The organism is Streptomyces sp. NPDC086989, from assembly GCF_044745505.1.
GTDB lineage: Bacteria > Actinomycetota > Actinomycetes > Streptomycetales > Streptomycetaceae > Streptomyces.
Genome location: NZ_JBIVAL010000018.1, coordinates 48582 through 73893 on the forward strand (window position 1 = coordinate 48582; position 25312 = coordinate 73893).

The following is a 25312-nucleotide window of genomic DNA, read 5'->3' on the forward strand; positions in this document are numbered from 1 at the left end:
CCGACCGGGAGCGGATCGGCGCGGTGCAGGACCGACCGCCTTCGTCGGCCCGCACGGGCACGACGGGGTCGTCCGCCCTCCCCCGCTGCCCCGGCCCGGGCGAGCCACATCGTGCCAGCTGGGCGGACCCGAGCTGTCTGGGTGTCGTGGGAACGGCAACACCGCAGGTCAGCGGTTGCCCGTCCAGACGATGCGCTCCGAGAAGCCGCCCCGCTGCTCGGCCTTGGACGCCCGGATCCCCTCCAGCTGCGCACCGTCGACGCCGAGGTCCGCCGCGAGTGCGAAGACGACCTCGAGGACGTCCGCGAGCTCTTCCGGCGCGTGGGTCTCGTCCGCCTCCATGTACTCCGCCACCTCCTCGGCCAGCTTCGCGCGGAGCCGCTGCCGGTACTCCGCCGGATCGGCCACGTAGACCTCCGGGTCGAGTCCGTCCGCGCGGATGATCTGAGGAATACGGTCCCGTACCAGCTTGCCCTTCGTGAGCACGTGCTTCTCCCACAGCAGTTCGTCGTGGCCGGCCAAGCGGCCGGGCGTTGTTGTGCGGGTGAAGGCAACGCAGGAGAAGCGGAACCGGCTCTCTGCCGGACCGGCTGCGGTTCTCCTGCGTTCCCGTCGGCTGGGGCCTACTCGTGTGGAGAGGCCTCCGGGGGTACGACCCGCTCGATCGCGCGGTGCGGCCGATGAGCCGGCAGGCGAATCAGCGCAGTCCGGCGAAGAGATCGTTCTCGGGTACGGCGGTGCCGGTGGCGCCCTTGACCCGCACGAAGGTCTCCACGCCCATCAGTTCGCCGAACCTCTCCTTGCCCATCTTGAGGAAGAAGATGTTCTCGCCCTGACTGGCGTGTGCGGCCAACGCGTCGAACTTCTGACCGCTGAAGGCGGTGGTGTCCACCCACGTGCTGATCTCATCGTCGGGCAGGCCGATCTCGGCCATCGCGGCGGCCTCGGCGGGGTCCGGCTCCGGCATGTCCTCGTGGAACTCGCGCATGATCTCCCCGAACCGCTGCATTCCCGAGCGGGGCATCGTCGTCCAGTACACCTTCGGTGCCAGATCGGTCATCTCCAGCGCCGCCATCGTGATGCGGTGGGCCTGGATGTGGTCGGGGTGCCCGTAGAAGCCGTTCTCGTCGTACGTGACGACCACATCGGGTCGGTAGTGCCGCATGAGCTCCGCGAGTCGGGCGGCGCCTTCCTCCACGGGCGTCTGCCAGAAGGATCCGGGGGCTTCGTTGCTCGGCCAGCCCATCATCCCGGAGTCGGCGTAGTCCAGCATCTCCAGATCGCTGATCCCCAGGACGTCACAGCTCGCCTCGAGTTCTTGACGGCGCATCAAGGCCACGGCCGCCGGGTCGTGCCCGGGATCACCCGGCTTGACGCCGCCCGGTCCGTCACCGCAACCGCCGTCGGTACACGTCACGAGAACCGTGCGGATGCCCTCCGCCGCGTACCGCGCGAGGACCCCTCCGGTTCCGGTGGCCTCGTCGTCGGGGTGGGCGTGTACTGCCATAAGCGTCAAAGGCCGGTCAGCCATGAAACAGTCCTCCTGCAGAAGTACTTCTCGGTCCGAATGCGCCGCGGCGGGCGTACCGCGACTCTGGGTTCCTGATCCTGGTGGGGTCTGGGTTCCTGACCCTGGTGGGGCAGACGACCTTGCGGTCCCCGTGCTCCCCGCCCGTGGCTCCGGTTCCTCTGTCGAGGCAACCGCGTCGACCGGCCCGGCTGTTCCCGGCGCGGCCGCTCGGCTTTCGGGCGGCCTCCGTCCTGGCCCGCGTGGGCGGTCCTGGTGCGGGGCGGCCTGCCCGTGACCGCGAGGGGACGGCCGCCCCGGTCCGAGCCGTAGCCCCGTCGGTCGTCCGGGGAGAGGGCGGGAAAGCGCGGTGTCGGCTGCGCTGCATCGGGGAGATACGAAATCGCGGTGTGCGCGGCAAGCCGGACAGCCCTTAGCTGGTGGGCAGCAGGTCGGCGACGAGGGCGGCGAATTCCTCGGGGTCGAGGATGCGGATGCCCAGTTCTTCGGCCTTGGTGCGCTTCGAGCCAGCCTTCTCGCCCGCCACCACGAGCGTGGTGCGCTTGGACACTGACGACGACGCCCTTCCGCCGGCCCGCTCGATCAGCTCGTTCATCTCGTTCCGGGACAACACCGCAAGGGGGCCGGTCATGGAGCCGGTGACCACGACGGCCTGTCCGGCCAGGGGGCCACCAGCCGAGTCCGCGCCTTCGGTCGGGGCCGTGGCGGCGGTGGCGTCGGTCGCCTCGGTCGCGGTGGTCGCGGTGGTGGCGTTGGTCGCCTCGGTCGCGGGCCTCTGCGGCTCGCTGACCTGCGTGCCGACCTGCTGCGCCTGGAGTTTGTCGAGGAGCGGGGCGAGTTCGAGGAGTTCGGCCGCGATGACGCGGGCCTTCTCGGTGCCGATACCCGCCACCCCGGCCAGCGTGTCCGCGTCAGCGGCCCGGATCGCGGCCATCGAGCCGAAGTACGCGGCGATCCGGCGGGACATCGTACGCCCGGTGCCCCGGACACCGAGGGCGCAGAACACGCGGCTCAACGCCGCCCCGCGGGCGGTCTCGATCGCGGCCAGGAGGTTGGTGGCACTGGTCTCACCCATCCGCTCCAGACCAAGGAGCTGGTCGCGGGTCAGCGTGAACAGGTCGGCGACGTCCTTGACCAGACCGGCCTCCACCAGCTGGACCGCGCGCGTGCCGCCGAGGCCTTCGATGTCGAGCTGGTCCCGGCCGGCCGCGTAGATCACCGATGCCACGGCCTGGCAGCTCCGGCCGCGCACGCACCGCCACCGCTGCTCGGAGGTGTCGATCGCGTCGCCACAGCGGGGGCACGCCTCGGGGAAGACGACCGGGCTCTCGGCGCCGGTGCGCTGGTCGACCAGCGGTGCCTCGACCCGGGGGATCACGTCGCCGGCCCGGTACACGAACACCTGGTCGCCGATCATGAGCCCGCGACGGGTGATGTCGGACGGATTGTGAAGCGTGGCGTAGGTGACCGTCACGCCGTCGATGACCACGGGCTCCAGGACGGCGCGCGGGGCGATGATCCCGGTCCGGCCGACGTTCCACTCGACCGCCAGCAGGCGCGTCACCTTGTGTTCGGCCGCCAGTTTCCGGGCGACGGCCCACCTCGGGGCGCGCGAGCCGTTGCCGGCCTGCTGCTGGTCCTCGGCCGTGTCGGCCTTGACGACGACACCGTCGATCCCGAACGGCAGGTCTGCGCGCAGGCCGGCGATCACGTCGATACGTTCCTGCACCTGCTCCACGGTCTCGCACCGCATCGGGGCGGCGGCCGTGCTGGCGGCCGTGTTCGCGCCGAGCGCGGCCAGCTCCTCCAGCAGGGCAGCGTGGCCGAGGTCGTCCAGGCCGATCGCGCCGTAGGCGAAGAAGGTCAACTCGATCCGGTAGGGGCGGTCCTTGGCCCGCAGCGTGCCGGCCGCTCCGCTGCGCGGGTGCGCGAAGGCCGTGGCCTCGTGGGCGAGCCGGATACGGTTGGCCTCCTCGAACTGTGCGGTCGTCAGCAGCACCTCGCCGCGCAGCTCGACGTCGATCGGCTGGGTGAGCACCGGCGGCAGACCGAGGACGGCGTCGGCGGCGTGGGTGATGTCCTCGCCGGCCAGGCCGTCGCCGCGGGTGAGGACCTGGACGAGCCGACCGCCCCGGTAGCGGGCGGCCACCGCGAGGCCGTCGAGCTTCGGCTCCACGCACCATGCGGCCACAGGGTGCCCCAGACGCCGTTCCAGCCCTGCGGCCCACTCGGCGAGCTCGTCGGCGTCGAAGACGTTGTCGAGGGAGAGCATCGGCACCGAGTGCGGCACGTCACCCTGCACGGCCCCGCCCGCCACCTTCCCGGTCGGCGACTCGGCGAGCACCTCGTCCGGGTGGGCCTCCTCGTAGGCCGCGATGGCGCGCAGCAGCCCGTCGTACTCGTCGTCACCGAGCGGGGTGGTCCCGTCGCCGTAGTACGCGGCCGACGCCGCCACGGCGGTGGTCACGGCCTGCACGTAGGCGGCAGGAGAGAGCAGGGCACTGTTTTCGGTCATGAAGGTCATGATGCTGCCCGGCACTGACAACGCCGCCGTGCGGGTTCGTGTCCCTCGACCACGGCGCACCGGCTCGGGAGGCAGCAGGATGACCGCGTGACGACCGATCCGACCGAGTCCCGCCGGCATCGCCTGCGCCGGCGCCGACGTCCGAGCGCCCTCGCCGGGCCCGGGGCCGGGGCCGTGCCTGGTCCCAGGGCCGGGGCCGGGGCAGGCCCCGGAGGGACGGGTAGTACTCCCCTCCCCGCTTTGCCTCCAGCGGCCGCCTGGCATCACACCGGTACGAGCGTCTTCCCCTACGCGGCCCGGGTCGATGGACGCTGGTGGATCCTTCGGCTCAACGACTTCCCCGAGCATCCCCTGTACACCTTGTTCGTCGACTCGCGGTGCGTCGCCGACGTACACGACGACGTCCGTCGCCAGCTGGTTCTCGGCCTGGCGAGGACGGCGCCGCCCTAGCGCGTCCGGCGCCTCTCCTTGCCGATGGCCTTCGGGGTCTGGCCCCACATCCACGCGGCCCCGGCGAGGGTGATCAGCACGCCCAGCACGCACATGCCGGCGGTCCAGCCCACCGACTCCAGGACCGCGCTGAACAGCCCCGCCAGCCCGTACCCGCCGGGGTTCTCCCCCGGGGCCGGTGGCTCACCGGCCGCCAGCACGCCGGATACCGCGCCGTGTGCTACCTGACCACCTGTCAGGACGGTCGTCATGGTCTTCCCTCTCCATCTTCCGGGGAGCCCCGGCCGGCTGGCCGTCTCACAGCCTGCCAGGCGCTCCCCCCTGTGCGATCACTCCGCACGGAGCGTCAAGTGTGCGTGCTGACGCAGACAACTGCCTACACGTCTCGGTTCCGTCACTGGTCAGGAAAGGTGAAACCTCGTCGAGACGGGTCAGCAGGGCACCCACTCCCAAGCCGTGACCTGCGGAGATGCCGCCGTTCCGACATGTGGCGCGGTGCTTACCGGCTGGCCGTGGGGGAGGTAGTGTCGTCCGGTCACGGACGGCAATAAGACTCGTCTGTTCAACCCAGGGGAAGCACCATGACTGATCTGAACTCGCTGCGGGCAAGCCTTGCGTCAGGGGAGCACGAGTTCGCCGACACCCTGGCCTTCGTCGCCGCGCACTACGAGTACCAGCCGCAGGCATTCCGTAACGGTGAGCTGGAGAATGCCGCAGGTGAGAACGAGGGTTCCTGCAAGACGCTGGGCCTGGCCCTGCTGGAAGGGCTGAGCGACCAGGAGGCGCTGCTGGCGTTCGGTGAGCACTACCGCAGTGTGCTGGCGACGCCGAACGACACCGATCACGGCAACATTCGCAACCTCATGGCCCATGGCCTGGCAGGGGTGAGCTTCGCCGGGCAACCGTTGTCCCGCAAGAGCTGAACGGCGAAATCGGGGCGAGCGCCAAAGGTCCCGACGACCTCCCCGCCTCGGGGAGGAACCCCCGCCAACGGTCCTCGACGAGGTGCAGTGCAGGCACTCGCCGAGTAGGTCGCCAACCTCGGCGTCGACCCGTCCGAGCCCGGCGACCCACCCCCCGGACCCGACGCCGCAGGGCTCGTAGGCCCGCGCCGTGGGGCCGTCACGGGCGGTTCTGCGGGACGTCCGCCGGGTGCGGTTGCGCGGTTACCGCCGCGTTGTAGGCCTTCCAGATCAGCGGCGGGAGGGCGCTGCCCCGCTCGGAGTCGGGGCCGCCCACACCCTGCATCGGCAGGAGTTGCGGGACGTCGGGCTTCGTACGGAACATCGCGACCGAGGTGCTCAGGTCCGGCGTCGCACCGATGAACCAGGCCGAGTTCATGCGGTCGTTCGGACCGGTCTTGGCCGCCCAGGACGGGGCGGTCGGCCGGCCGTCCGACGGTCCCACTGTGCTCCCGCTCACCTCGCGGAGCGCCGCGCCGACGATCGAGGCCGCCTCGGAGCTCATCGCCCGCCGCGGTTTGGGCCGGCCCAAGTCGTTCACCGTGACGCCGCTGCGCTCGACCCTGGACACCGAGTACGGTTCGGTGGCCCGGCCCTGGTTGACGAAGGTCGTGTAGGCGCCGGCCAGCCGGACGGCGCTGGGGGTGGAGGTACCGATGGAGAAGGTCGGCTCCAGCTTGGCCATGCTCTCCGCACGCAGTCCCGACGCGACCGCGATTTCCTTGACCTTGTTCAGCCCGATCTTCTTGCCGGTCTCCACGAACGGCGTGTGGTCGGAGGCCACCAGGGCCGAGTGGAGGTTCAGGGATGCCATCGGTGCCCGTGCCGGCGTGGGTTTCAGGGGGACCGGGGAGGCGCCCTCGGCGGAACGTTCCCCGCCGTCGAGCTCCTCCTCCAGGGCGGCGGCGTACACGAAGGGTTTGAACGCAGAGGCCGCGGGGACGCCTGAGGTGTCCGCGTTGTTGGTGAAGTGCTCGATCGCATCGGAACCGCCGTAGACCGCGACGATCGCTCCGTCCTCGGGGCGTATCGAGGCGGCGCCGACCTGCACGAATTCGTCGTCCGGGCGCTTCTTCGGATCCAGCCGCTCCGCACGTACCTGCTCGACGGCCTTGGTCAGCGCGAGCACCTTGTCCTTCTCGAAGGTGGTGTGGACGCTGTAGCCGCCACTGGCCAGCTCCTTGCCCGTGATGCCGGTGCGGCTCTTGAGGTACTTGTTGGCGATGTCGACGAGGTAGCCGATCTGCCCGGCCTGGCTGGTCGGCTTGACGGGAGGCTTCGGCTCGGGGAATGCGGTGTACTTCGCGCGTTCCCCGGCGCTCATCGAACCCGTGTCGACCTGGCGGTCCAGGATCCAGCTCCAGCGGTCCTCCGCGCGTTGGTGGTTGTCGGCGCTGAGCGACGGGTCGAAGCTCTCCGCGCCTTTGAGGACGGCGGCCAGCAGAGCGCCCTGGCTGGGGTTCAGGTCCTTGGCGGGGATGCCGTAGTACGCGTACGAGGCTGCCTGGACGCCGTACGCGTCGCGGCCGAACCAGGAAGTGTTGAGGTAGCCCTCGAGGATCTCCGACTTGGGCCGCTGGTTGCTGACCTTCAGGGAGAGGAAGAGCTCCTTGATCTTTCGCTGGACGGTCTGGTCCTGGCTCAGATAGGTGTTCTTCACGTACTGCTGGGTGATCGTCGAGCCGCCCTGGGTCTCCTCGCCCTTGACGATGTTGACGGCGGCGCGGCCGATGCCCGTCACGGAGACGCCCGAGTCCTTGTAGAAATCAGCGTTCTCGGCCGCGATGACGGCGCGCTGGACGGAATCGGGCACTTGGGAGAGCTTCACGTCCTGCCGGTTCACATCGCCGACGCTCACCATCCGGCTGCCGTCCGCCCAGTAGTAGACGGTGGCCTGCCGGCGCGCGGAGTCGTGCGGGTCCGGGATCTGGACCTGTACGTAGACGGCGGCCAGGAGGCCGGTGAGGGCGCCGGCGGAGAGCAGGAACAGGCCGGAGGCCAGTTTCCAGGAGGGCATCCAGCGCCGCCAGCCCCGCCGGCCGTGCCTGGGGAAGTCGACGAGGCGGCGACGTGCCGTGCGGGCGGCTCTCCTACGGCTCTTCCCTCGGCCCGCACGGCGCCGTGTGCGCTCGGGACCTGCGGCCTGCTCCGGGCTTTGCATGTCGTCCGGACCACCGGTAAGAGTTGCGCGGCGTTTGCGGGGCAGCCTCATGAGGATGCCAACCTCCTCGATCGCGAGCCGTCACCTCGGGGGCGGTGGCGGATTCGGCGTGGAAGATGATCAGATCGCGTTCGAGGTTGGGCCGTTCCTGAAATCTGCATGCGACGCGGCACCCGCCGTGACGGAGAACGGGGACGACGCGCACTCGCCGTGACGGAGAACCGGCACGACGCGGCCCCGGTTCAGGGGTCCCGCGCCGTCGGCATGACGCCACCGGCAGCCGAGCCAGGCAGTACGAGCCGACAGAGTGATGTTCGGCGGTGCGCGGAGCAGGCGCGCGGTGGGGGGAGATCAGGTTTCCGCCGACGCCCTACCCGCCGTAAGGTCGACCCATGATGTCCGTCAGAGCCGTGCGCCGTTGCTTTTGGGGACGGGCAGGTCTGGGAGGGTTCCAGGACTGCGTCCGCGGCGTTCACCTCGACGCCGGGGCCGGGTCGGGGGCGGGGGCGGGGGCGTAGCCATGGGTTTCATGGACCGGTGGACCGGGACCAGGCATCCGCGCAGCGGTGTCGCGGCGCGGCCCGCGTCGGAGGTCCGAGCCGCGCTGCTCGCGGTCAACGGCGGCCCGGGCGTGCGGTTCGTCGTACGGGAGGGTGGGCCGGAGGACGGCGCCGATTTGGTGGCGGAGTTCGAGTATCCGGCGCTGGACCTGACCTTCAAGACCCGGATGCGGTTGCATGCCGCGGCGCACGAGGTGCGCGTCCTTGAGGAGCGGTGGGAGCCGGCGGTCGACGGCACCGGCAGACAGTACGGCCGTGGAGTGGCGGACAAGGTGTACCGGCAGTGGGAGACCCCCCGGGGGCCTGATGGGCGCCGGCACAAGGTCGAAACGTTCCGCCTCAGCACGCAGAACCTGCGGGCCCCGCTGCAGCGAGCCGTCCTGGATGCGGGCTGGACCTGGCGGGGAGTGCTGTTCAAGGTCTGACGGGGGATGACGGCCGAGGCCGAGCCGAGGCCGAGCCGAGCCCGAACCGAACCCGAGCCCGAGCCCGAGCCCGAACCCGAGCCCGAACCTGAGCCCGAACCCCAGCCGAGCCCCGTGTTTCACGGCGTCCACGGAAGGCGGTCGAGCACGAACAGCACGGCCCAGGTCGTATGGAGCAGGACGGCCGTGATGCGGGCCGGCAGCTTCGGCACGGTCACGGCCCTGAGGCTCCCGTACAGGACCGGAAGGCACACCAGGGTCGCGGCGGCGACCCACAACGCGATTCCCCCCTTGCCGGACGGCCCCAGCAGCGCCGGCTGGCAGAACACGTAGGACAGCCAGGAGAGCATCAGCAAGGGCACCGGAAGGAAGAGTCGTCGCCTGAGGAGGGAGCGCTTGGCTTCGTTCTCGTACCAGGGCGTGTCCCGGATCCCGAGTCTGGTCAGCATCTGCTCGGCGCGCCCGTACCACTGGGCGGACGGGTTCCGCTCGGAAGCCATCTCCAGCGCGGCAAACAACTGCCCGGGGTGGAGGTCGAACACGCAGTGGACCGCGCAGACGGAGAGGAAGAGGACCTCGGCTCCGGCAACGAGCAGGGATCGGGTCGCGCGGTACATCTTGGTTCGGCGTAAAGCCTCGTAGCCATTGGCGAGCTTGTCCAACGCAGGGTTGGACAAGGGTTGGACACGGTAGCTCTGGGCGGTTCGGACGTGGGGCACGTCGGCGCCGTCGCGTTCGTCGGGCGCCAGCTGGAGGTCTTCTTCGATGAGCGCCTCGTCTTCCACGCCTTCGGCGGTGATGTGTTCCAGCCGGGCCTCGAAGTCGGAGTCGTCGTCCCATGCCTCCCGTGTGTGCAGCGCGTCCACCGTGTCCGTGGCGCTCTGGTGGACGGGTTCGTAGGGGGCGGCCGGGGCGGCCGGGGCGGCCACGAGGTCCTGTGACTCGTGCTCCAGCCGGCTGATCTCCTCCTGGGTGCGGAGCACCTCGGCCATCCAGAACTCCTGGTACTCCTCCGCCGTCATCCGGCGGCCGCGGGCGAGCTCCTGCTGGATGCGCACCCGGGCCAGCCGCTCCCTCGCCTGCCCGAGCAGCCGTTCGAGACGAGCATGCTCCCGTACGCCGCCGAGCTTGAGCTGGAGCTCGGCGGTCTCCAGCCGGCTCCGGGTGTACGCGAGCATGGGCCGCAGCTCCGCGAGGTGTTTGTCGGCGTTCGCCGCGAGGGCCTGGTACCTGATGACCTGCTGGAGGGCGTCGTCACGTAACTGGTGCTGTCGCACCAGCTCACCGCCGCCGGGCGGGGAGCCGGTGGTACGCCGCTCGGCGTCGGCGGCGTTCCACAGCTCCAGAGCCCGGAGGGCCTTGGCGTTGCGTGCCGGGCCAGGCGGGGTGTACGACTCCACCAGCTGTCCGACGAGCTGCTTGGGGATGAGTTTGGAACCGTTGAGGTAGTTGCCCCAGCTGGAGCTGCTGCACCCGAACCGCGTGGCCAACTGCCGGACCGACGCTCCCCTGGTCAAGCCGACCAAGAAGTCGGCCAGTTGACCGCCTGCCGTACCCAGGTCGATCTCACGCTGCGGCGACACCGCGCTCCCCCTCGACTGTGCCGTCCACGTCTGACCACGCGATGACCACGCCCGTAGCCCCTCCGACCAGGCCCGACACACCGCACCTGCCCTTGGACAGCCCTCTCGAGGCAACGCTCTCCCCACTGTCGGACCCACTACCAGGGAGAGCACATATGAGCATGACCATGTCCACGCTGTACTCCTTCCTCGCCCACGACGTCCTCGGCAACGCCCTCGCCACGGTCCTCGTGGCGGGGACGGCGTACACAGCCAAGAAGCTGCGGACCGGGCTCCGCAAGCGGAACGACCAAACCCGCGACACCGGCCAGTAGCCGACCGCACGGCCGAGGTTCCGAAATCGACCAGGTGCAGGGGGCGCGACCAGGTGCAGGAGGCGCAGGCAGGCTGAAGGACGGCGCCGGGCACGCTGCCACTGTCGTCCCGACCGGAGTCCGGCCTCTCCCGCCTTTCCCACCCGGACTTTCGATGAGTTTTACGCTCTCGGGCCAGGGGGACAGCCCGGAGCACCATCATTGGCCCATGACCGCACTCACCCCGGCCCGGCGCATCGCCGACCAGGTTCAGCACCTCCTCGGCGACGGTCCGTTCCCCCAGCCCGGAGGCTGGACGCACATGGGGGCCGTGGTCTGCGACGCCAGTTTCCATGCCCGTTGCAAGTACGAGGCGACCCTCCGGCCACGACTTCTGCGGCTGCAAGAAGCCTGGCCCGATGCCGCGACGGTACGCGGGTTTCAGGCGCGCCTCGCCACGCACGACCTGTCAGCCGCCATGGACTTCCACAGCGCCCGCAAGGTCGCAACAACTCACGCCATCACTGATCTGCTGGTTGCCCAGGGGGTCGACACCCGCGACGACCTCCATGCGTGGCTCGGCGAGCGGGTCAATCGTGCTGCTCTTCGCACGGTGAAGGGTGTGGGGCCGAAGAGCGTCGACTACATCGGCAACCTCGTCGGCCGTTCGCAGGTCGCCGTGGACGTACACCTGCGCACCTTCGCTGCGGATGCCGGAGTCTCGGGCCTCCCGTACGAGCAGCTGCGAGCCGTATACGAGGAAGCTGCTGCGATCCTTGGACATGAACAGGGCGGGCTGGAGCATGCCGTCTGGCGGTACAAATCGCAATCTCTTCAGCCCACCGCTTCGCCGCCCGACCACGGAGTGCGTCTCGGCCTGAGGCCCGGCTGAGCGGCCGTACGCGTCTTCGAAACCGATTGGCCTGCTTGCGCCGCGCTGCGATGATGCTTCTGTTCCGAGGCGGAGGACGTTTGTTCGTTTTCGTGTGCGCGGGGTGCGGCGCTGAACTCACCAACCCCGTGTCCCAGGTTGCCCTGCCGGTCCACGCCCATCAGAAGTACGGGAACGGGACTCAGCTGCCGGTGCTCATGGAGCCGGGCACGTTCGCCGTGGAACCGGAACCCTGGGGCCCGCCGTGGCGGACCTGGGAGAAGATCCATCCGGACGAGGCGGCCGCCCGCGGTGTCTACGCGCCGGTCTACGCCCTGTCCGACGGCGCGCCTGGTGCAACGGTCATCGCACCCGGCGACGCGCACGGCACCGTACTGATCCCGGAGCGAGCCGGCGGCTACTGCTGCGGCCTCGACGAGGCCGCCGGCCCCAACGTGGCGTGCGCGGCCTGTGCCCTGCCCGTGGCGAGCCGGATCGACGACTGCTCCCTCTGGCAGGCCATGTGGCTCGCCCCGAGCGCAGTACGCCGCCTCCCCGTCGACGGCACCGACGTCGGCGCCGACGTCGAGCCGCTTTCCTGGGCGCAGCTGATCGCGGAGGGCAAGGGCACACCCCCCTTCGAACCGATCGCCGCGTGGGGGTCGCGGCTGGGAGCGGGCCGCTGGTCGAATCACCGGTGGTCGTGGAGCCCGCGGTGGGAGGCGGCGGCCGGCCGGGCACTCGCCCACCTGCTGGCCGCCTCGGAAGGCCGGCCCGTGACGGTCCCGGACGGCTTGACCGCTGAGGTGTTCGGGCGTGCGCTCGACGCCATGCTCCCCGCGGGTCCGCCGCCGCGGCCCGCTGTCCTGGCGGGGCCGGGACGGCCGGCTCCCGACGGGGATGCCGGCATCCTCCTCGTGCCGACGCATCCGCAGACCGGGGAGGTCTGGGCCCCGGCCGGCGATGCGGCGTACCGGGTGCCGCTGCCGTTCGGGGTCTGGCGGTGGCTGGCCTTCCCCGAGCCGGACCCGCCCGTCCCCACATCGGGCGGCCTCCCCGACGGCGTCCTCCGCGACGACTTCGACCCGCCGGCGCCGCACCCCCGCCACCTGTTCCGAGCCGACCCCGAGATCTTCCGGCAGACCCTGGTCCGGCTGCCGGACGTCCGCAGCCCGTGGCTACGCGACATCCTCGACAACCTCACGCAGTACATGCGCGCCGGCTACTTCTAGCCCGCAATCCGCCCACCTGGTCGGCCGGGCGGCTGCGGGTCCCGAGCGGGTCTGTGCGGGGAGCAGGCGCCGAGACCGCCGGTGGATCCGGCCGAGGCAGGATTCCCCGGCCGTGAGCTCCATCTTCACGTGCCCCGCGGACGCCCCGCACCCGATCCGCCTGAACGTCCAGTAGCGACGCGCGACAGCATGATGCGACGGTTGTCCGGGTCGACGCCGATGATCCGGACGGTGAGGAGGTCGCCGACCCGGACCCCCTCCTCGGGCCGGTCCGGCATCGGTGTTTCGGCCGGTTCGGTGTGCTGCAGCAGTCCCTCGATGCCGTCGTCGCGGTCCTCGATGCGGACGTAGACGCCGGACGGTGTGAGCCAGGTGACCGGTCCGGTGACGATCCGGCCGACCTGCTGCGCGATCATCCGCAGCGGGTCTTCCTGCGATGTGAGCGACAGCGGCACCCGCTGCCGGACCAGGTCGACGTCGAGGATCTCGGCGGTGACCTCCTGGCCCACCGTCAGCACGTCGGTGGGGTGGTCGATGCGGCGCCAGGACACCTCGGGCAGATTGACCATCGCGGTGAAGCCGCCGATGTCGACGAAGGTGACGCCGAAGTCGGGCATGGCCACGACGGTGCCCGTGCAGATCTGTCCCCGGCGCAGGGTGGTGAGAACCGCCCAGTCGCGGTCGTCGGCGGTCGGCTCGGTCTGCCAGCGTGCCCGCAGGACGCCGTCCTCGTCGGGCAGGACAGCCGTCATGAGCGGTTGCCGTTCGTCGACGTAGAGGGACAGGACGGCTGCGGCACGGGCACCGGAGACGAGCGCCACGAGCTGCGCGAACTCGGTCTCGTCGGCGTCGGCGTCGGCGACGGCGACGGCGACGGCGACGGCGACGGCGACGGCGACGGCGACGGCGACGGCGACGGCGACGGCGACGGCGACGGCGACGGCGACGGCGACGATGCTTGAGATCCGGCCGTGCTCGTCCTCCCACACGAGCTCGACCAGGCCCTCCTCCGGCAGATCCGCGAGCACGGCTCCGACATCGCTGGAGAGGTCCGGCCAGACGGCGAGCCGGGAGCGGGGAGTCAGCCGGGCGCGGACCGCGGCCAGCGAACCGGCGTCGAGCCGGTGCCAGCGGGCGGCGTTGCCTACGTGGCGCTCCTCCAGGAGCATCGCCCGGCGCGACGCGAGGAGCCAGCCCACGCGGGCCCAGAAGACGTCATCGGCGGGCCGTCGCATCCCCGGCTCATCGAACTCGGCATCGTACGGGGAGACTTCCAGTGGTTCGGGGAACAGCCCGAGTGCGCGGGCACGGGCCACGGCCGTCGGGCAGGGCTCGCTGCTGCCGACGTAGACGTACTGGTCCCAGCCGACGTGGATCGCGAACCTGCCCTCCGCCTCCAACCGGCACCAGGCACCGCCGTCGCGCAGCATCGCGCGGACCAGTTCCAGGGCGACGGTGAGCGAAACCTGCGCGCCGTCGTGATAGCCCGCGTGGTCGGGCGGGAAGAGCCCCGCCAGGCCGTCGCCCTCGACGGCGGGTTCCGCGCCGAAGGCGGTGGATCCGGCCGCGACCTGCGGTTCGCGTATGGCAAGGCGGTCGATGCCGGTCTCTTCCGCGAACGCGGCGATGGCCTGGAGGTAGGCGGCTTCGACCGGACCGCGGTCGCTGTGCGTCTCCTCGGCGCCGGTGTAGTGGCCGTGCTGATCGCGATCGGCGGGATCGTACTTGGTGATGCGGTGGACGTAGGGCAGCACGCTACTGCCTGCCGTCGGACATGTGGGGATTGAGCATGCCCGCATCATGTCGCCGCGGAACACCTGCCCGCCACCTGCTTTCGCAGGCCAGGGCCCCGGCCGTCCGGCCTGGGTCTCCGGCCGGACGTCGACCCGGCACCTCAGTGCCGTCGGCGCCCGGACCCGTAGGGGAAACTGAGCCGACAGCGCGGATCCGTCGCCTGCTGCTCGTCAAGGCTCAGGCGTCTCAGTCCCTCGACCGCTCCGGCGCCGACGTACCAGCTCACCATGGGAGTTCAGCGAATGCCAGCACGGCCGACCCTCGTGGTGGTCAGCGGTCCACCCGCCACCGGAAAGACCACCCTCGCGCACCACCTCGCCCGCGAACTCGGCTGCCCCGCGATCATCCGTGACGAGATCAAGCAGGGGATGGTCATGAGCGCCACGGCCCACCGGCCCGGCCGGGGCGACCCTCTCGACGTCCCGGCCATGCACGCCTTCTTCGACACCCTCGCCGTGCTCCTCCGGGCCGGTGTCACCGTCGTCGCCGAGGCCGCCTACCAGGACCGGCTCTGGCGTCCCGGCCTCGAACCCCTGACGAAGGTCGCCGACCTCCGGATCATCCGGTGCAGCACTTCGACATCCACCATCATCCAGCGCATGACCGAACGCGCCGACTCGGACAGGCATCGCGCCGCCCATGACGACCGGCGACTCCTCACCGATATCGCCGTCGGCGCCTATCGCCCTGAGAAGTTCGTCGACATCTCCCTTGACGCCCCTGCCCTGCTCGTGGACACGTCCGACGGCTACCGCCCCGGGGCGGCCGAGATCGGGGCCTTCGTCCGAGCGCGCTGACCGCAAGGCCGTAGGCGTGATCCCTGCGGGCAGGGGCTCGGCGCTCGGCCGGGCTAATACGCGGGGGCGTGCGCCGTCACCAGGAGCGTCCCCAGCCGCTTGCCTTCGGGCGGCGGGATGATACCGGCGCTGATGTCCTCGAACCCCGCGCCCTTCAGCAGCAGCTCCCACTGCTCGGGCTCATGGTCGAACCGCTTCACGAACAGGGGCTCGTCGCCCGCCCGCTCCGGCTTCATCTGCGACACCTGCGCGCCGTAGCAGCCCGCGAGAGCCGGTGGATTGTGCGAGAAGGCATAGACACCGCCGGGGGTCAGCGCCTCCCGGACGAGCGGGAGGAGCGCGTCAGGGTCGGTGAACCACGACGCCCCGTAGACGGAGTAGATCACGTCGTACGGGGCGTCAACGGCGGAGAGGAAGCGTTCTGCCCGCTCGTGCCGGACTTCGAGACCGGGCCAGCGCTGCTGTGCCTGCACCACCTGGACCGCGGACATGTCCACGCCGACCGCTTCCGCGCCCAGCGTCGCCACGTGGGCCAGGTTCCCGGCGCTTCCGCACCCCAGCTCCAGCACCCGCCTACCGGGGCCGACGTTGCCGAGCACTTCCTCTCCGGGCCCCCAATCGGGGTACATGGTCCAGTTGAACCACGTTGACTCTCCTGCGCCGTTCACTTCGCGTCGTCCAGGCCGGTCACGACCCCAGACGTCCCACGCCAATACGTCCTGCACCTGTCCTCTTCCGTCGGGCTGCACAAGTGCCCCGCCCCCAGGGCCGCGAACGGCTCCGAGGACGGGGCGGGGTGGTGCCGTAGCTACTACTGCCCACCCGCGGGACTGTTGCTGCACCCTGCGTAGCACTGGGAGCAGTCAGCCGCCACCGATGGCCAGAATTCCTCGTCGACCGGGAACCCCGCGGCGGTGATCGCCGCGACGGTACGGTCCCGCGCCGCTTCCTTCAGTTCGATCGGGGCGGCCACGTCGGCCGGCTCGTGGTCGATGTACCCGCCCGCGACGAGGTCGGAGAACGTCCTGTAGGACCGGGTCCGGGCGATGAACGCGTGCCAGAACGTGTCCACGGGCTTGGACGGGGACAGGTCCGTGCGCGTACGTGCGCCGGCGACGAGGAACGCGACCATCTGCGTCACGCCCCGTTCGCCCTGGTCGTCCGTCAGCTCTGGCCATTGTGCGCGGACATCCGCGATGAGGTGGGCCCGGAGTTCCGGGCTGATGAGAGTCAGGGCCGCCGCCGGCCCACCCTGTGTGATCGTCACGTCTTTCGCCTTCCGTGGTCGGATGGTGCGTGAACGTTCTGGTTGCTACCCACCCCGCGAGGAGCCGACGTACGAGCCGACCCGCGAGCCGACATACGAGCCGACGCGCGAGCCGATCCGGGAGCCGACGCCGCGAGCCGATCCGCGAGCCGACGCGCGGGAGGGACAGCACTGCTCAGGGGCGTATCTGCTCGATAAGACGGATGTTGCAGGAAGCCTGGGACTTGCCCTTGCCGTTCTTCGGCAGCACCCAGAAGGACCCGTCTCCGTCGCGCCCGGTCACACGGGGCGTGGACCGCAAGGAATCCGGTACGTAGCCCCGCGCCGCCCTGTACAGGTCGACGAGCGCCTCCTCCCTGCTCTTGTTGCCGCTCACCGGACGAAGGGCCGTGACCTGCCGGTACGTCACCGCCCCGTTCTCCGTGACCGTTTCCTCCGCGATGATCAACCACGTGGGCATCGACGAGCCTCCTTCTGCATCGTGTTCGGGGGGCTGGGCGGGAAGGAGCCGGAGCCCCTTGCCCGCCCGGTCTGCTGCGTCAGCCGCGGCCGTCGCACGCCTTGCAGTCGCCGCTGCCCCTGCAGCTGTCACACTTGGCGCCGCTCCAGCCCCGGAATCCGGAACCGCCGCAGGTGGTGCACTTGCCGTCGCCCTTGCATCGCTGGCACATGTGGGTCATTCCTCTCGTGGTGGCCCCACCTACGTACGCCCGCAGGTAGGTAGGTAGGTAGGTAGGTAGGTAGGTAGGCGGGTACGCATCGGTGGGTGGACGAGGTGGTCGGGCCATCAGTAGGACCGGCTCGCCTCCCAGCCCCGGGCGCTGTTCAGCGAGACCTCGAAGTAGTGGTTGGGCGTCGTCCTGCCGTCCGGCAGCGAGGATCCGGTGAGGGCAGGGCTGTAGCTCCGGAAGATCTCCAGGGACTTGGTCAGGCAGTTGTTCGTCAACACGGCGTAGCCGTTGGCCTTCATCCGTCCGTACGTCTGCTGCGCGGCCGCGAGGTTCCCGCCGGCGGTGTTGATGCACCGGTAGTTGTCGTAGCGGGCCAGGCTGATGCTGCCGCGCAGCTGCTTCCAGGTGCCGCCCTTGATCCAGCTGCCGTTCGGGGAGCCGGCCGGGATGTACATGCCGTTCGCGGGGCCCTCCGTCGCGCCCCAGATCCAGTGGCCGGAGTCCTTCGGGTCGCGAACGGCCCAGGCCACGTGGCCGGCGCCCTGGGCGCCCTCCTTGTCCTGGAACAGGCATGCCCTGCCGAGCGGCGCGGCCTGCGCCTGGGCGGCGGGCAGCAGTGCGGGCGCCAGGGCCCCGAGCAGCGCTGCCGCGGCGAGGGTCGAGCCCGCCGGGCGACGCTTGCGCACGTTCGTTCGAATCATGGTGCGTTCCTCTCGTGTGATCAAGGGAGTTGAGGGATCGGCGGCGTGTTGGCCGCGCCGTCAGAATCACAGTGCCGGGCTCGGCGTACGGGAGGCGACAGGGCAGGGGCAGGTGCATGTTGCAGGGCAACTTGCACCTCTCCGACCAGCGCGAACCAGTGCCGGCGTGCAAGCGGAGAGAGGGTCTGCAGGGTGGGAAGCACGAACGAGGAACTGATCGACGAGTTCGGCGACGCGCTGGACGCGTGGGCGAGGGAGGTCAGGGAGGCCTGCCGCCTCTCGGCGGTTCAGCATCAGCAGCTCGCGAGCCGGATGACCGAGCTGAGGAAGCGCGGGACGGTGACCCCGTCCCGGGTCTCCAAATGGCTGAGCGGCCGCAGGATCGTCACAAGCGGTGGCGCGGGTCTGCCGGGCAGGGGCGTCTCCCGCGACATCGTGCGGGCCCTGGGCCTGGAGGGCGTACGCGCACAGCGGGTGATGCGCCTGGGCGAACGGATCGACCTCGTACAGGCCCAGTTGGAGCGCCGTTACCCGAGCGGGTGGAGGGTGGCAGCGCAGGCTCATCTGCTCGGGCATTCCACGCCCGCTGCGACCGTCACGGACGGTCCGGCTGTCGAGCAGGCTGGGGCTGTTGAGCGGGCCCAGGCTGCGGAAGGGGCCGAGGCTGTTGAGCGGGCCGAGGCTGGTGCGGAAGCCGAGGTTGCGTTACCCGGCGTGGCGGCGGGTCCGCCTCCACCGGCCGGGGCCGGCGGCGGGCCACACCCACGGAACTCCGCCGCGGCAAGGCTCATCGGCTCGGAGGAGCCTCTCCCCTCCTCCCCCTCTCCGGTGCGTACCGCCGCCGCGGGCGGTACCTCCCCGGATGACCAGCAGTCCGGTCTGCTGAGGCGGGTCAGGCGACGGCCGTGGCGGGACCGGCCGCGATGGATGCGGGTTCTGGCCGGCGGGCTGACCGTCGCCGCCACGGCCACGGCGATCACCGCCGCCGCGCTCCTGCTCCCGGCCGACGGGGAAGGGGGTTCCGGGGCAGGATCCGGTTCCGGGGCAGGATCCGGTTCCGGAACCGGGTCCGGACCTGGCCCCGTCCAGGCATCCGCGGACTCGGCAGCTGCGGGCGGCAGCCCGGTGGCACGCGCGGAGGCGACCAAGACCCTGGGGCTGGAGAAGGGGTCGCTCGGGGAGGACAGCCGGTGCAGCTCCCCGTTCCAGGGCCCCGATGTGATCACCTGGCGGGTGTGCGCGCGGGTGGAAGCGGAGCGCGTCTCCTTCGCCCTCAAGGTCACGAACGGGGGCCGCGCGGCCTCCACCGTCAGGATCCGGCTGGAGTACGCGCAACTGTCGGCGTTCCACCCCTGCCCGCAACAGCCGGACACCCGTTCCCTGGACATCCCGGCCGGGCAGACCGTCATCACGGATCCCCGGCAGTGCGCCGTCCCCCGGGAAAAGGTGCCGTTCGCGTACCAGGCCGTGGGCTGGGTGGTCACGCAGGAGTCGAACGGAGGCTCGTACGAACTCTCCCCCACGGCGCACGTCTACCCGGACCGGATCATCTGGAAGCCGGACCTGGTGTAGGCCCGGCCCCCGGACCGACCCAGGGCCAGGCGCGTCGGACGCGGACCCCAAATCCGCTCCGGGCAAAGGGCGTTCCGTGCCCGGACGCTCGGGATTCCAACCGGGTCTTCGGTATCCGACGGGATCCGCGACCGGTGCCACCGCCGGTGCGGGGGCGTTCCGAACACGACCCCGGTCCCGCACCGTCCGGGACGTTGACCTGGCCATTTGGCGTTCGGAACACGCCGGAACGGTCATTCGATCTTGCCATTGCCCGTCGGCCGTGGTGAGACTGGACGTGTGCGGCCGCTCCCAAGGGCGGCCGCGACCGTGCAATCTCCCGTCAAGTCCTCCTGGGCCCGGCGCGGACACGCCACGGAAAGGGGAGGGCTCCTGTTACCGGCAGGGGCCCTCTTCCGCACACGCTCCGCAGCCACGGCCGCCCTTCCGAACGACCCCCGCGGATCCCGGCGATCGTACCGAGCGCGCATGCCCGGGCACGCTGAAGACGTGAAGACGAAGACGTAAACGCACCCTCAGCCCGGCCGCCGGCACAACACCGCCGCACCCCCCGCCCGGCCGGCGCGGCAGGTCACCGCCCAGGGACGCAACCGCCTCTCGGCCCCGTCCGTCGCTCCGTCACCGCGTCCTCCCGTCATCCCGTCGTCCCGTGGTCCCGTCACGAAACGGCAACACTGGTCACGTTCCTCCCCGAAAGGCGATCAGATGAGGCCCCTCACGTACCCAGGGGATCCCATGAACCGAGCAACCCACGCCGCTGCAGCCGTCATCACCGCCGCGCTGCTCGTCGGCTGTAGCACCTCCACCAGTACGCCCACGGCGGCGACCCCCAACGGACAAGCCACCCCCGCGCCGGCCCCAGGCAAAGCCACGGCCGACGCCACCAGCGCGTTCGCCGCCCTGTCCGCCGCCGTCCCGTCTGCCAAGCTCGGCGGCACGGTCACCGCCGAGAACGACCCGAACCACTTCCTCGGGCGCCCTCACCAGTACACGTCAAAGATCACGTTTACCGACGGGCGGATTCCGGCCGGCGAGACGGAGGGCTACCAGCCCGGCGACGTCGAACTCGGCGGCAGTATCGAGGTGTTCCAGACCGAAGCGGACGCCAAAGCACGTCACGACTACATCCAGGCCGTGACCAAGGGAATGCCCGCCCTCACCGAATACGACTACCTCCAAGGCGAAACCCTGATCCGCGTCAGCAGGCTCCTCACCCCGGCACAGGCAACCGACTACGAGAAGGCCGCCGCCCATCTCCCCTAGGACCCGTCTTCAACTTGATCTTGCCCAGGTCCGGAGGGATGCGGGTGTAACTGCTGCTTCGAGGTCACGGGCGGATCGTCCCGGGAAATGAGCGGCAGGGTCCTCCTGCCACTCGGTCGGTGCGCCGATTTCAGCGATCAAGAAGTTCCGAGTGACCTCTGGCTGCGCGGAACCCTCGCGCCGTACACGCTTCTGGTGTGAAGCGCCGGGGTACGTCATACCGCCGCCACCGGAGGGGTTCACCACGTGGGACGACTTCCCCCCTGACTTCCCCCCCCTGCCTCCGGAGGGGCAGGGGTCATGGTTCGCCTGCAGCGCCGTCGGGCGTGGGCCCGCGCCTGTATGTCCAGCGCGTCCCCGAGGGGAAAGCCGCCGACAAGAACCGGGGGCATCTCGACGTCGGGGTGGCACCGGCTCGTGAGGGATGAGCGCCTCGCCACGCTCGAAGCCGAGTGCACACGACTGGTCGCGCTCGACGCGACCCATGTGCGAACGCCGTAGCCGATGAGGAAAGCGAGTACGTGCATCCCGATGCTGGACATCGGGGGCAACGAGTTCTGTATCGACTGAGCACTGTCCGAGCCGGGGAGGTTGGAACCACTCCCCGGGCTCTCTGATCTGGCAGGTACAGCGGACAGGTACGTCATCACGGGCCCTCACGAACCCCGCCGCACCCCGCACCACACGCCACTTCCGTACGGCCGAACCGGGCGCCGGCGCCGCCGCCCTGCAGGGCGGCGGCGGACCCGGCACGCTCGAATGGGCGGCGTCTGCCGGCAGCGGCTCAGGACCCCGTGGAGCGGAGCGAACCGGTGCTCGCGCCCCTGCTGTCGCCCAGGAAGCAAGTGACCTCGCGGTCGCCGAAGGTCCAGGACGTCAGCTGGGGATAGTAGTAGTACACGTCCAGCGTCTCCGAGAGCTTGGCGCTCCTGCCCACGTAGTCGGCCAGCTTCGTCCCGGCGCACTTCTCCTCGGCGATCGAGACGACCTTGTCCGTGCCCGGGTACGCCCCGTCCTCCAGGTTGAAGACGGCGTACGCCTCCCCCTTGTGGGGCTGGTCGCAGGACACGATGCGCACCGAGCGGCGGGCCTGGCCGCCCTCCTTCTCCTGGTAGGACGCCAGATCGTCGTCCGTGTTGAAGCAGTCGCCGGTGCGGATGTCGTTCACCGGGCTGCTGGGTCCCGAGCCGGTGACCTGGCCGCCGGTGTCGCGCTTCGGCGAGGATGCGTCGCCGGCGTGGCCCAGCGATCCGGTGAGCCCGAGGATCACGAAGATCGCATAGAAGGCGATGGTCGCACCGTGGATGGCAATGGCCGCGATGGCCAGGCCCTTGCCCTTCTCGCCCCGATTGCGGATCTGGGACAGGGCGACGATGCCGAGGACCAGGGGGACGAGCGGAATCGCGCAGACGAGCGACATGACGAACGCAACGATGGCCAGCGCGTTGGTCTTCTGCGACACCGGCGGCGGGTACCAGCCCTGCGGCGCGCCATGCTGCCCCGGTTGTCCGTACGGTCCGTGCGGCGGGTACGGCCCGGGGGACGACATCGGTTGCGGCGGTACGGACATGCGGCGGGGAACTCCTTGATCAGGGGGTGAAACGCAACCCGCAGTCACGGACTGCGCGCTGTGCAGCGCCACGGAGGGCAGCCTCGGCGGGTTGGCGGCCAAGGGGAGACCGGGGAAACGACCGATGCGGCGCCGCTGTCGAGCAGGGACCGCACCTCAAGTCGCTGCAACGGAGGCCACTTGCCGGATGCGCTCGTCCGGGGTGCCCTCGAAGCGCATGCGTCGGGCCGAACGTGGACGGAGGCGCCTGTGTGAGCAGGCGGACGCGCCGATGATCGTCTCCAACCCTACTATCCATCATGCACACCACAAGCTCCAAACCGCCGAGTGCATGACCGGGGAGGACGGGGCGCTCACGCCGGGGCGCTCACGCCAGGGCGCAAAGCTGCCGGCGGCCGCACGCCTGGAGGTGCTGCAGCCTCATCTGCCATCGGCGACTCGCCCGCCGACGTGAACTTGCGGCAGCTGCACCGCCATGCCTGCCAGCGGCTGGCTCTGCCGACAGTCGCGACGTGAGACCGTCGGCTGCAGCTATCAGGGTCCGGGGACGCGCCGGCACTCCTCCTGTCGGCAGGAGTCGTTTTGCCGGTGGAGTCGCCGAAGGTCATGCAGGGCGGCGACCGGGAAGGGGTGGGCGTCCCATTTCTTCCGGTATCCGGCCTCGCCGTGAGTCCGCAGCACCTCCTCAGCAGCCTCCATCACCGCGTGGCACAGCACGCTGCGGGGCTGAGTGGTGCTCCAGGAGAGGGACCCCGCGTCGTCGGGCTGGTCCCAGCTCGTCATGCTGTCCGGGAACCGGTAGATGTCGATGGTGACGTCCGCACCACGGCGCCGAAGTCGCCATCTTGCTTCGGCCGGTTCGAGCTCGAAGGAAATGCGCTCGACATCCGAGGCTCCGTAGAGCCCGACCATCGCATGCAACGTGTCGGCCAAGGCGTCGCTGAGGTAGCTGACGATGTCCTTCCACTCGGAAGTGCCATCGGCAATCCGGCACGTAGCCCACCCGGAACCGCCCAGTTCCCAGCTGAACCGGAGATCACCCGCCATTCCTGCCCTCCCCATTCGGTCTTACCCTCCCCATTCGGTCAAAACAGCGCATCAGCGGTTGACGCGGACCTCGTAGATGATCTCGCACAAGGCGGAGGAAATGACCGCGCCCGCCGTCTCCACCGGCTGCCCTGGTCCGAACAGTAGGAGTAGGCCCGCCTGATGCTGACCCTGCCGCCCCACGGGCCGGCGGGGGGTCAGTTCCCGTCCTCGTACCTGGAGCCGAGGTTGTTCCACATGAAGGCGTCTTTCCAGTCCGGGCGTCCCTTGGACCAGCCGTTGAGCGCGACGATCACCTTTTCCTGGGAGATCGTCCGGGTCTCGTAGTGCTCTGCGGGTGTCCCGTCACGGAACTCCAGCTGATAGGTGTTGTCGTTCCTCAGCCATGCCTGGACATACCAATCGCCAATCGTCGCATCATCGACGCGCTCGACGATCACGAAGGCGTTCCCCCGGCCGAGGTTGGCCACCATCCGGCTCAAAGCCGTGGGCCCCGGGTTCTTCACCTGACGACCGTGCTCGTCTCTCGCTTGCAGCATGGCCCGATCATCTCCTTGAAATCAGGGGCCTCGGGATTGCCGGAAATGGGGTCAGGCGCGGTCTCCACGGGCCTCCGGCAGCCGTCCGGCAGCGGTGCGCGACCCCAGCGCCGACCTCCTCCGAGCAGGCGCCCACCCGCCCGTCCACGCCCTCGACGAACAGGGCCTGACCTGGTGTTTTCCCTGGATCCACCTAGGCTTGAGGCTTCGCTGGAGACACCATTGGGGGACTTCATGAGTGACGCCGCCAACCCGTACGACGCCAGCCACATTCAGATGCTGGAGGGATGGGAAGCCATCCGGAGGCGGCCCGGGATGTACATCGGCTCGACCAGCCAACGCGGCCTGCACCAGGTGGTGTTCGAGGTCGTCGGCCGAGCGGTGAACGAGATCGTGGCCGGCCGCGCCGGCAGCGTCGACGTCACCCTCACGCCCGACGGTGGCGTACGTGTCGCCGACGACGGTCCTGGTGTCCCCGTCGAGACCTCCGGGGACGCCGGCAGTCCCGGCCTCGAAGCCCTGCTGACCCAAATGCAGTTCGGGGCCGAGCCAAGGGGCCGCCACGCTGTGGCAACGAGCCTCTTCGGCATAGGGCCCTGCGTCACCAACGCCCTGTCGAGCCGCCTGAGAGCCGAAGTGCGGCGCCAGGGGATCGGCTGGGTCCAGGAGTACACGCGCGGCGTCGCGCTCACCCCGCCCACCAGTACGGGACCGACGACCAGAAGCGGCACCACCATCGCTTTCTGGCCCGACACCGACATCTTCGAGACGACGGATTGCTCGTTCGCGACGCTTACGGAGCGGTTCCAGGAACTGGCCTTCCTCAACCAGGGCCTGGACATCTCGCTGACCGACCAACGCCCCCCGGACGGCCCCCGATCGGTGCGGTGCCGGTTCCCGGGCGGGGCTCGGGACTTCGTCATCTTCCTCGACGCGCAGAGGGGAGCGTCCGTTCACCCGGACGTCATCGGCTTCGAGCGGGAGGACCCACGGATGGCCGGGACGGTCGAGGTGGCCCTGCGGTGGCAGGACTCCCACGGGGAGCGGCTCCAGAGCTACGCCAACAGCGCGCCCACACCCTGCGGCGGCACGCACACGGCAGGATTCCGCGAAGGGGTGGCGGCCGCCGTCAACGCACACCTGCGCGAGCGGCGACTCCTGGCGGAAGCAGCGCCCGATCTCAGCGCCGACCAGATCGGCGACGGTCTCACGGCGGTCGTGTCGGTGAAGCTGGACCGGCCCGAGTTCTCGGGCTCTACGCACGGCGCCCTGGGCGGCGCCACGGTACGCGCCGGCGTCGCCAAGGCCGCACGGGAGCACGTCGGCACGTGGCTGGAGAGGCACCCGGAGCAGGCCTCGGCCATCATCGGCCGGATCATCCAGGGCACCGGCCAGAACTGACCAGCCGCAAACCGCCCCTGCCAGTGCCCGGAAAGTTCGCCGCCAGGGGCGGTCGGGTTGGAAGCGGTCCCAGGCCGCACGTTTGCGCAGTGCATCGATCG

General features: G+C 70.2%; 23 protein-coding genes and 1 pseudogene. 10 read left to right on the top strand and 14 right to left on the bottom strand.

The genetic code is table 11. From position 1 onward, the window contains the following. Positions 1 to 168: 168 nt before the first annotated feature. The 4 genes from ACIPK4_RS33335 to ACIPK4_RS33350 form a co-directional block, all read right to left on the bottom strand. The gene (locus tag ACIPK4_RS33335; protein ID WP_402319797.1) at positions 169 to 522 is read right to left on the bottom strand and encodes a nucleoside triphosphate pyrophosphohydrolase; all 354 of its coding nucleotides are present in this window, start codon (positions 520 to 522) and stop codon (positions 169 to 171) included. Between the two features lie 175 nt (positions 523 to 697). Continuing rightward, a complete protein-coding gene (locus ACIPK4_RS33340) occupies positions 698 to 1531 on the bottom strand; it encodes a PIG-L family deacetylase (RefSeq protein WP_402319799.1) in 834 nt (277 codons plus the stop codon). Between the two features lie 409 nt (positions 1532 to 1940). Next, on the bottom strand, positions 1941 to 4052 hold the full coding sequence (ligA, locus tag ACIPK4_RS33345; protein ID WP_402319802.1) for an NAD-dependent DNA ligase LigA: 2112 nt from the start codon (positions 4050 to 4052) through the stop codon (positions 1941 to 1943). A gap of 446 nt (positions 4053 to 4498) precedes the next feature. Then, on the bottom strand, positions 4499 to 4753 hold the full coding sequence (locus ACIPK4_RS33350; RefSeq protein WP_402319805.1) for a hypothetical protein: 255 nt from the start codon (positions 4751 to 4753) through the stop codon (positions 4499 to 4501). A 330-nt stretch (positions 4754 to 5083) separates the two neighbouring features. Between ACIPK4_RS33350 and ACIPK4_RS33355 the strand changes: the two genes are divergently transcribed. After that, positions 5084 to 5425: a HopJ type III effector protein gene (locus ACIPK4_RS33355; protein WP_402319807.1), complete on the top strand. Its 342-nt coding sequence runs from the start codon at positions 5084 to 5086 to the stop codon at positions 5423 to 5425. Positions 5426 to 5624: 199 nt separating this feature from the next. On the opposite strand, the gene ACIPK4_RS33360 is transcribed toward ACIPK4_RS33355, so the two are convergent. Then, positions 5625 to 7481 carry a transglycosylase domain-containing protein gene (locus ACIPK4_RS33360; protein ID WP_402319810.1) on the bottom strand — a complete coding sequence of 619 codons (1857 nt, stop codon included), beginning with the start codon at positions 7479 to 7481 and terminating at the stop codon, positions 5625 to 5627. A 673-nt stretch (positions 7482 to 8154) separates the two neighbouring features. Here ACIPK4_RS33360 and ACIPK4_RS33365 point away from each other — a divergent pair. Beyond that, positions 8155 to 8610, top strand: a complete 456-nt coding sequence (locus tag ACIPK4_RS33365; RefSeq protein ID WP_402319813.1) for a hypothetical protein — start codon at positions 8155 to 8157, stop codon at positions 8608 to 8610. A 119-nt stretch (positions 8611 to 8729) separates the two neighbouring features. On the opposite strand, the gene ACIPK4_RS33370 is transcribed toward ACIPK4_RS33365, so the two are convergent. Further along, positions 8730 to 10193: a hypothetical protein gene (locus ACIPK4_RS33370; RefSeq protein WP_402319816.1), complete on the bottom strand. Its 1464-nt coding sequence runs from the start codon at positions 10191 to 10193 to the stop codon at positions 8730 to 8732. Positions 10194 to 10348: 155 nt separating this feature from the next. Here ACIPK4_RS33370 and ACIPK4_RS33375 point away from each other — a divergent pair, with 155 nt between their 5' ends. The 3 genes from ACIPK4_RS33375 (at position 10349) to ACIPK4_RS33385 (ending at position 12589) form a co-directional block, all read left to right on the top strand. Next, positions 10349 to 10507 carry a hypothetical protein gene (locus tag ACIPK4_RS33375; RefSeq protein ID WP_402319819.1) on the top strand — a complete coding sequence of 53 codons (159 nt, stop codon included), beginning with the start codon at positions 10349 to 10351 and terminating at the stop codon, positions 10505 to 10507. Between the two features lie 208 nt (positions 10508 to 10715). Then, positions 10716 to 11378, top strand: coding sequence for a hypothetical protein (locus ACIPK4_RS33380; RefSeq protein WP_402319821.1), 663 nt, complete (start codon positions 10716 to 10718; stop codon positions 11376 to 11378). An 80-nt stretch (positions 11379 to 11458) separates the two neighbouring features. Further along, positions 11459 to 12589, top strand: a complete 1131-nt coding sequence (locus ACIPK4_RS33385) for a hypothetical protein (RefSeq protein ID WP_402319824.1) — start codon at positions 11459 to 11461, stop codon at positions 12587 to 12589. Positions 12590 to 12714: 125 nt separating this feature from the next. Here the strand turns inward: ACIPK4_RS33385 and ACIPK4_RS33390 are convergent, their stop codons facing one another. Then, complete coding sequence (locus ACIPK4_RS33390) at positions 12715 to 14343, bottom strand: S1 RNA-binding domain-containing protein (RefSeq protein WP_402319827.1); 1629 nt, start codon at positions 14341 to 14343, stop codon at positions 12715 to 12717. Between the two features lie 282 nt (positions 14344 to 14625). On the opposite strand from ACIPK4_RS33390, the gene ACIPK4_RS33395 reads away from it, so the two are divergent. Beyond that, complete coding sequence (locus tag ACIPK4_RS33395; protein ID WP_402319830.1) at positions 14626 to 15180, top strand: AAA family ATPase; 555 nt, start codon at positions 14626 to 14628, stop codon at positions 15178 to 15180. A 53-nt stretch (positions 15181 to 15233) separates the two neighbouring features. On the opposite strand, the gene ACIPK4_RS33400 is transcribed toward ACIPK4_RS33395, so the two are convergent. From ACIPK4_RS33400 to ACIPK4_RS33415, 4 genes are all read right to left on the bottom strand, one after another. Then, positions 15234 to 15809: a class I SAM-dependent methyltransferase gene (locus ACIPK4_RS33400; protein WP_402319833.1), complete on the bottom strand. Its 576-nt coding sequence runs from the start codon at positions 15807 to 15809 to the stop codon at positions 15234 to 15236. A 182-nt stretch (positions 15810 to 15991) separates the two neighbouring features. Beyond that, positions 15992 to 16447: a glycine-rich domain-containing protein gene (locus tag ACIPK4_RS33405; protein WP_402319835.1), complete on the bottom strand. Its 456-nt coding sequence runs from the start codon at positions 16445 to 16447 to the stop codon at positions 15992 to 15994. A gap of 175 nt (positions 16448 to 16622) precedes the next feature. Continuing rightward, positions 16623 to 16907 (bottom strand): hypothetical protein, encoded by a 285-nt coding sequence (locus ACIPK4_RS33410; RefSeq protein ID WP_402319838.1) that lies wholly within the window; start codon positions 16905 to 16907, stop codon positions 16623 to 16625. Positions 16908 to 17234: 327 nt separating this feature from the next. Continuing rightward, positions 17235 to 17819, bottom strand: a complete 585-nt coding sequence (locus ACIPK4_RS33415; RefSeq protein WP_402319840.1) for a Tat pathway signal protein — start codon at positions 17817 to 17819, stop codon at positions 17235 to 17237. Positions 17820 to 18011: 192 nt separating this feature from the next. On the opposite strand from ACIPK4_RS33415, the gene ACIPK4_RS33420 reads away from it, so the two are divergent. From ACIPK4_RS33420 to ACIPK4_RS33430, 3 genes and pseudogenes are all read left to right on the top strand, one after another. Beyond that, on the top strand, positions 18012 to 19391 hold the full coding sequence (locus ACIPK4_RS33420; RefSeq protein ID WP_402319842.1) for a hypothetical protein: 1380 nt from the start codon (positions 18012 to 18014) through the stop codon (positions 19389 to 19391). 735 nt (positions 19392 to 20126) lie between these two features. After that, positions 20127 to 20654, top strand: coding sequence for a hypothetical protein (locus ACIPK4_RS33425; protein ID WP_402319844.1), 528 nt, complete (start codon positions 20127 to 20129; stop codon positions 20652 to 20654). A 127-nt stretch (positions 20655 to 20781) separates the two neighbouring features. After that, a pseudogene (locus ACIPK4_RS33430) lies at positions 20782 to 21224 on the top strand (VOC family protein). 214 nt (positions 21225 to 21438) lie between these two features. Here ACIPK4_RS33430 and ACIPK4_RS33435 read toward each other — a convergent pair. The 3 genes from ACIPK4_RS33435 to ACIPK4_RS33445 all read right to left on the bottom strand — a co-directional run bounded on the left by ACIPK4_RS33435 (position 21439) and on the right by ACIPK4_RS33445 (position 23810). Further along, positions 21439 to 22116: a DUF4190 domain-containing protein gene (locus ACIPK4_RS33435; protein ID WP_402319847.1), complete on the bottom strand. Its 678-nt coding sequence runs from the start codon at positions 22114 to 22116 to the stop codon at positions 21439 to 21441. 642 nt (positions 22117 to 22758) lie between these two features. Continuing rightward, positions 22759 to 23271, bottom strand: coding sequence for a hypothetical protein (locus ACIPK4_RS33440; RefSeq protein WP_402319850.1), 513 nt, complete (start codon positions 23269 to 23271; stop codon positions 22759 to 22761). 197 nt (positions 23272 to 23468) lie between these two features. Beyond that, positions 23469 to 23810, bottom strand: coding sequence for a hypothetical protein (locus ACIPK4_RS33445; protein WP_402319853.1), 342 nt, complete (start codon positions 23808 to 23810; stop codon positions 23469 to 23471). Between the two features lie 234 nt (positions 23811 to 24044). On the opposite strand from ACIPK4_RS33445, the gene ACIPK4_RS33450 reads away from it, so the two are divergent. Then, positions 24045 to 25211 (top strand): ATP-binding protein, encoded by a 1167-nt coding sequence (locus ACIPK4_RS33450; RefSeq protein WP_402319856.1) that lies wholly within the window; start codon positions 24045 to 24047, stop codon positions 25209 to 25211. Positions 25212 to 25312 lie beyond the last annotated feature (101 nt).

What these genes read in the sequence shown, in the direction of transcription:
- ACIPK4_RS33410 (WP_402319838.1), bottom strand. Translation starts at nt 16,907, where the DNA reads ATGCCCACGTGGTTGATCATCGCGGAGGAAACGGTCACGGAGAACGGG.
- ACIPK4_RS33400 (WP_402319833.1), bottom strand. Translation starts at nt 15,809, where the DNA reads ATGTACCCCGATTGGGGGCCCGGAGAGGAAGTGCTCGGCAACGTCGGC.
- ACIPK4_RS33365 (WP_402319813.1), top strand. Translation starts at nt 8,155, where the DNA reads ATGGACCGGTGGACCGGGACCAGGCATCCGCGCAGCGGTGTCGCGGCG.
- ACIPK4_RS33340 (WP_402319799.1), bottom strand. Translation starts at nt 1,531, where the DNA reads ATGGCTGACCGGCCTTTGACGCTTATGGCAGTACACGCCCACCCCGAC.
- ACIPK4_RS33360 (WP_402319810.1), bottom strand. Translation starts at nt 7,481, where the DNA reads ATGCCCTCCTGGAAACTGGCCTCCGGCCTGTTCCTGCTCTCCGCCGGC.
- ACIPK4_RS33350 (WP_402319805.1), bottom strand. Translation starts at nt 4,753, where the DNA reads ATGACGACCGTCCTGACAGGTGGTCAGGTAGCACACGGCGCGGTATCC.
- ACIPK4_RS33450 (WP_402319856.1), top strand. Translation starts at nt 24,045, where the DNA reads ATGAGTGACGCCGCCAACCCGTACGACGCCAGCCACATTCAGATGCTG.
- ACIPK4_RS33445 (WP_402319853.1), bottom strand. Translation starts at nt 23,810, where the DNA reads ATGCTGCAAGCGAGAGACGAGCACGGTCGTCAGGTGAAGAACCCGGGG.
- ACIPK4_RS33355 (WP_402319807.1), top strand. Translation starts at nt 5,084, where the DNA reads ATGACTGATCTGAACTCGCTGCGGGCAAGCCTTGCGTCAGGGGAGCAC.
- ligA (WP_402319802.1), bottom strand. Translation starts at nt 4,052, where the DNA reads ATGACCTTCATGACCGAAAACAGTGCCCTGCTCTCTCCTGCCGCCTAC.
- ACIPK4_RS33440 (WP_402319850.1), bottom strand. Translation starts at nt 23,271, where the DNA reads ATGGCGGGTGATCTCCGGTTCAGCTGGGAACTGGGCGGTTCCGGGTGG.
- ACIPK4_RS33375 (WP_402319819.1), top strand. Translation starts at nt 10,349, where the DNA reads ATGAGCATGACCATGTCCACGCTGTACTCCTTCCTCGCCCACGACGTC.
- ACIPK4_RS33425 (WP_402319844.1), top strand. Translation starts at nt 20,127, where the DNA reads ATGAACCGAGCAACCCACGCCGCTGCAGCCGTCATCACCGCCGCGCTG.
- ACIPK4_RS33395 (WP_402319830.1), top strand. Translation starts at nt 14,626, where the DNA reads ATGCCAGCACGGCCGACCCTCGTGGTGGTCAGCGGTCCACCCGCCACC.
- ACIPK4_RS33380 (WP_402319821.1), top strand. Translation starts at nt 10,716, where the DNA reads ATGACCGCACTCACCCCGGCCCGGCGCATCGCCGACCAGGTTCAGCAC.
- ACIPK4_RS33415 (WP_402319840.1), bottom strand. Translation starts at nt 17,819, where the DNA reads ATGATTCGAACGAACGTGCGCAAGCGTCGCCCGGCGGGCTCGACCCTC.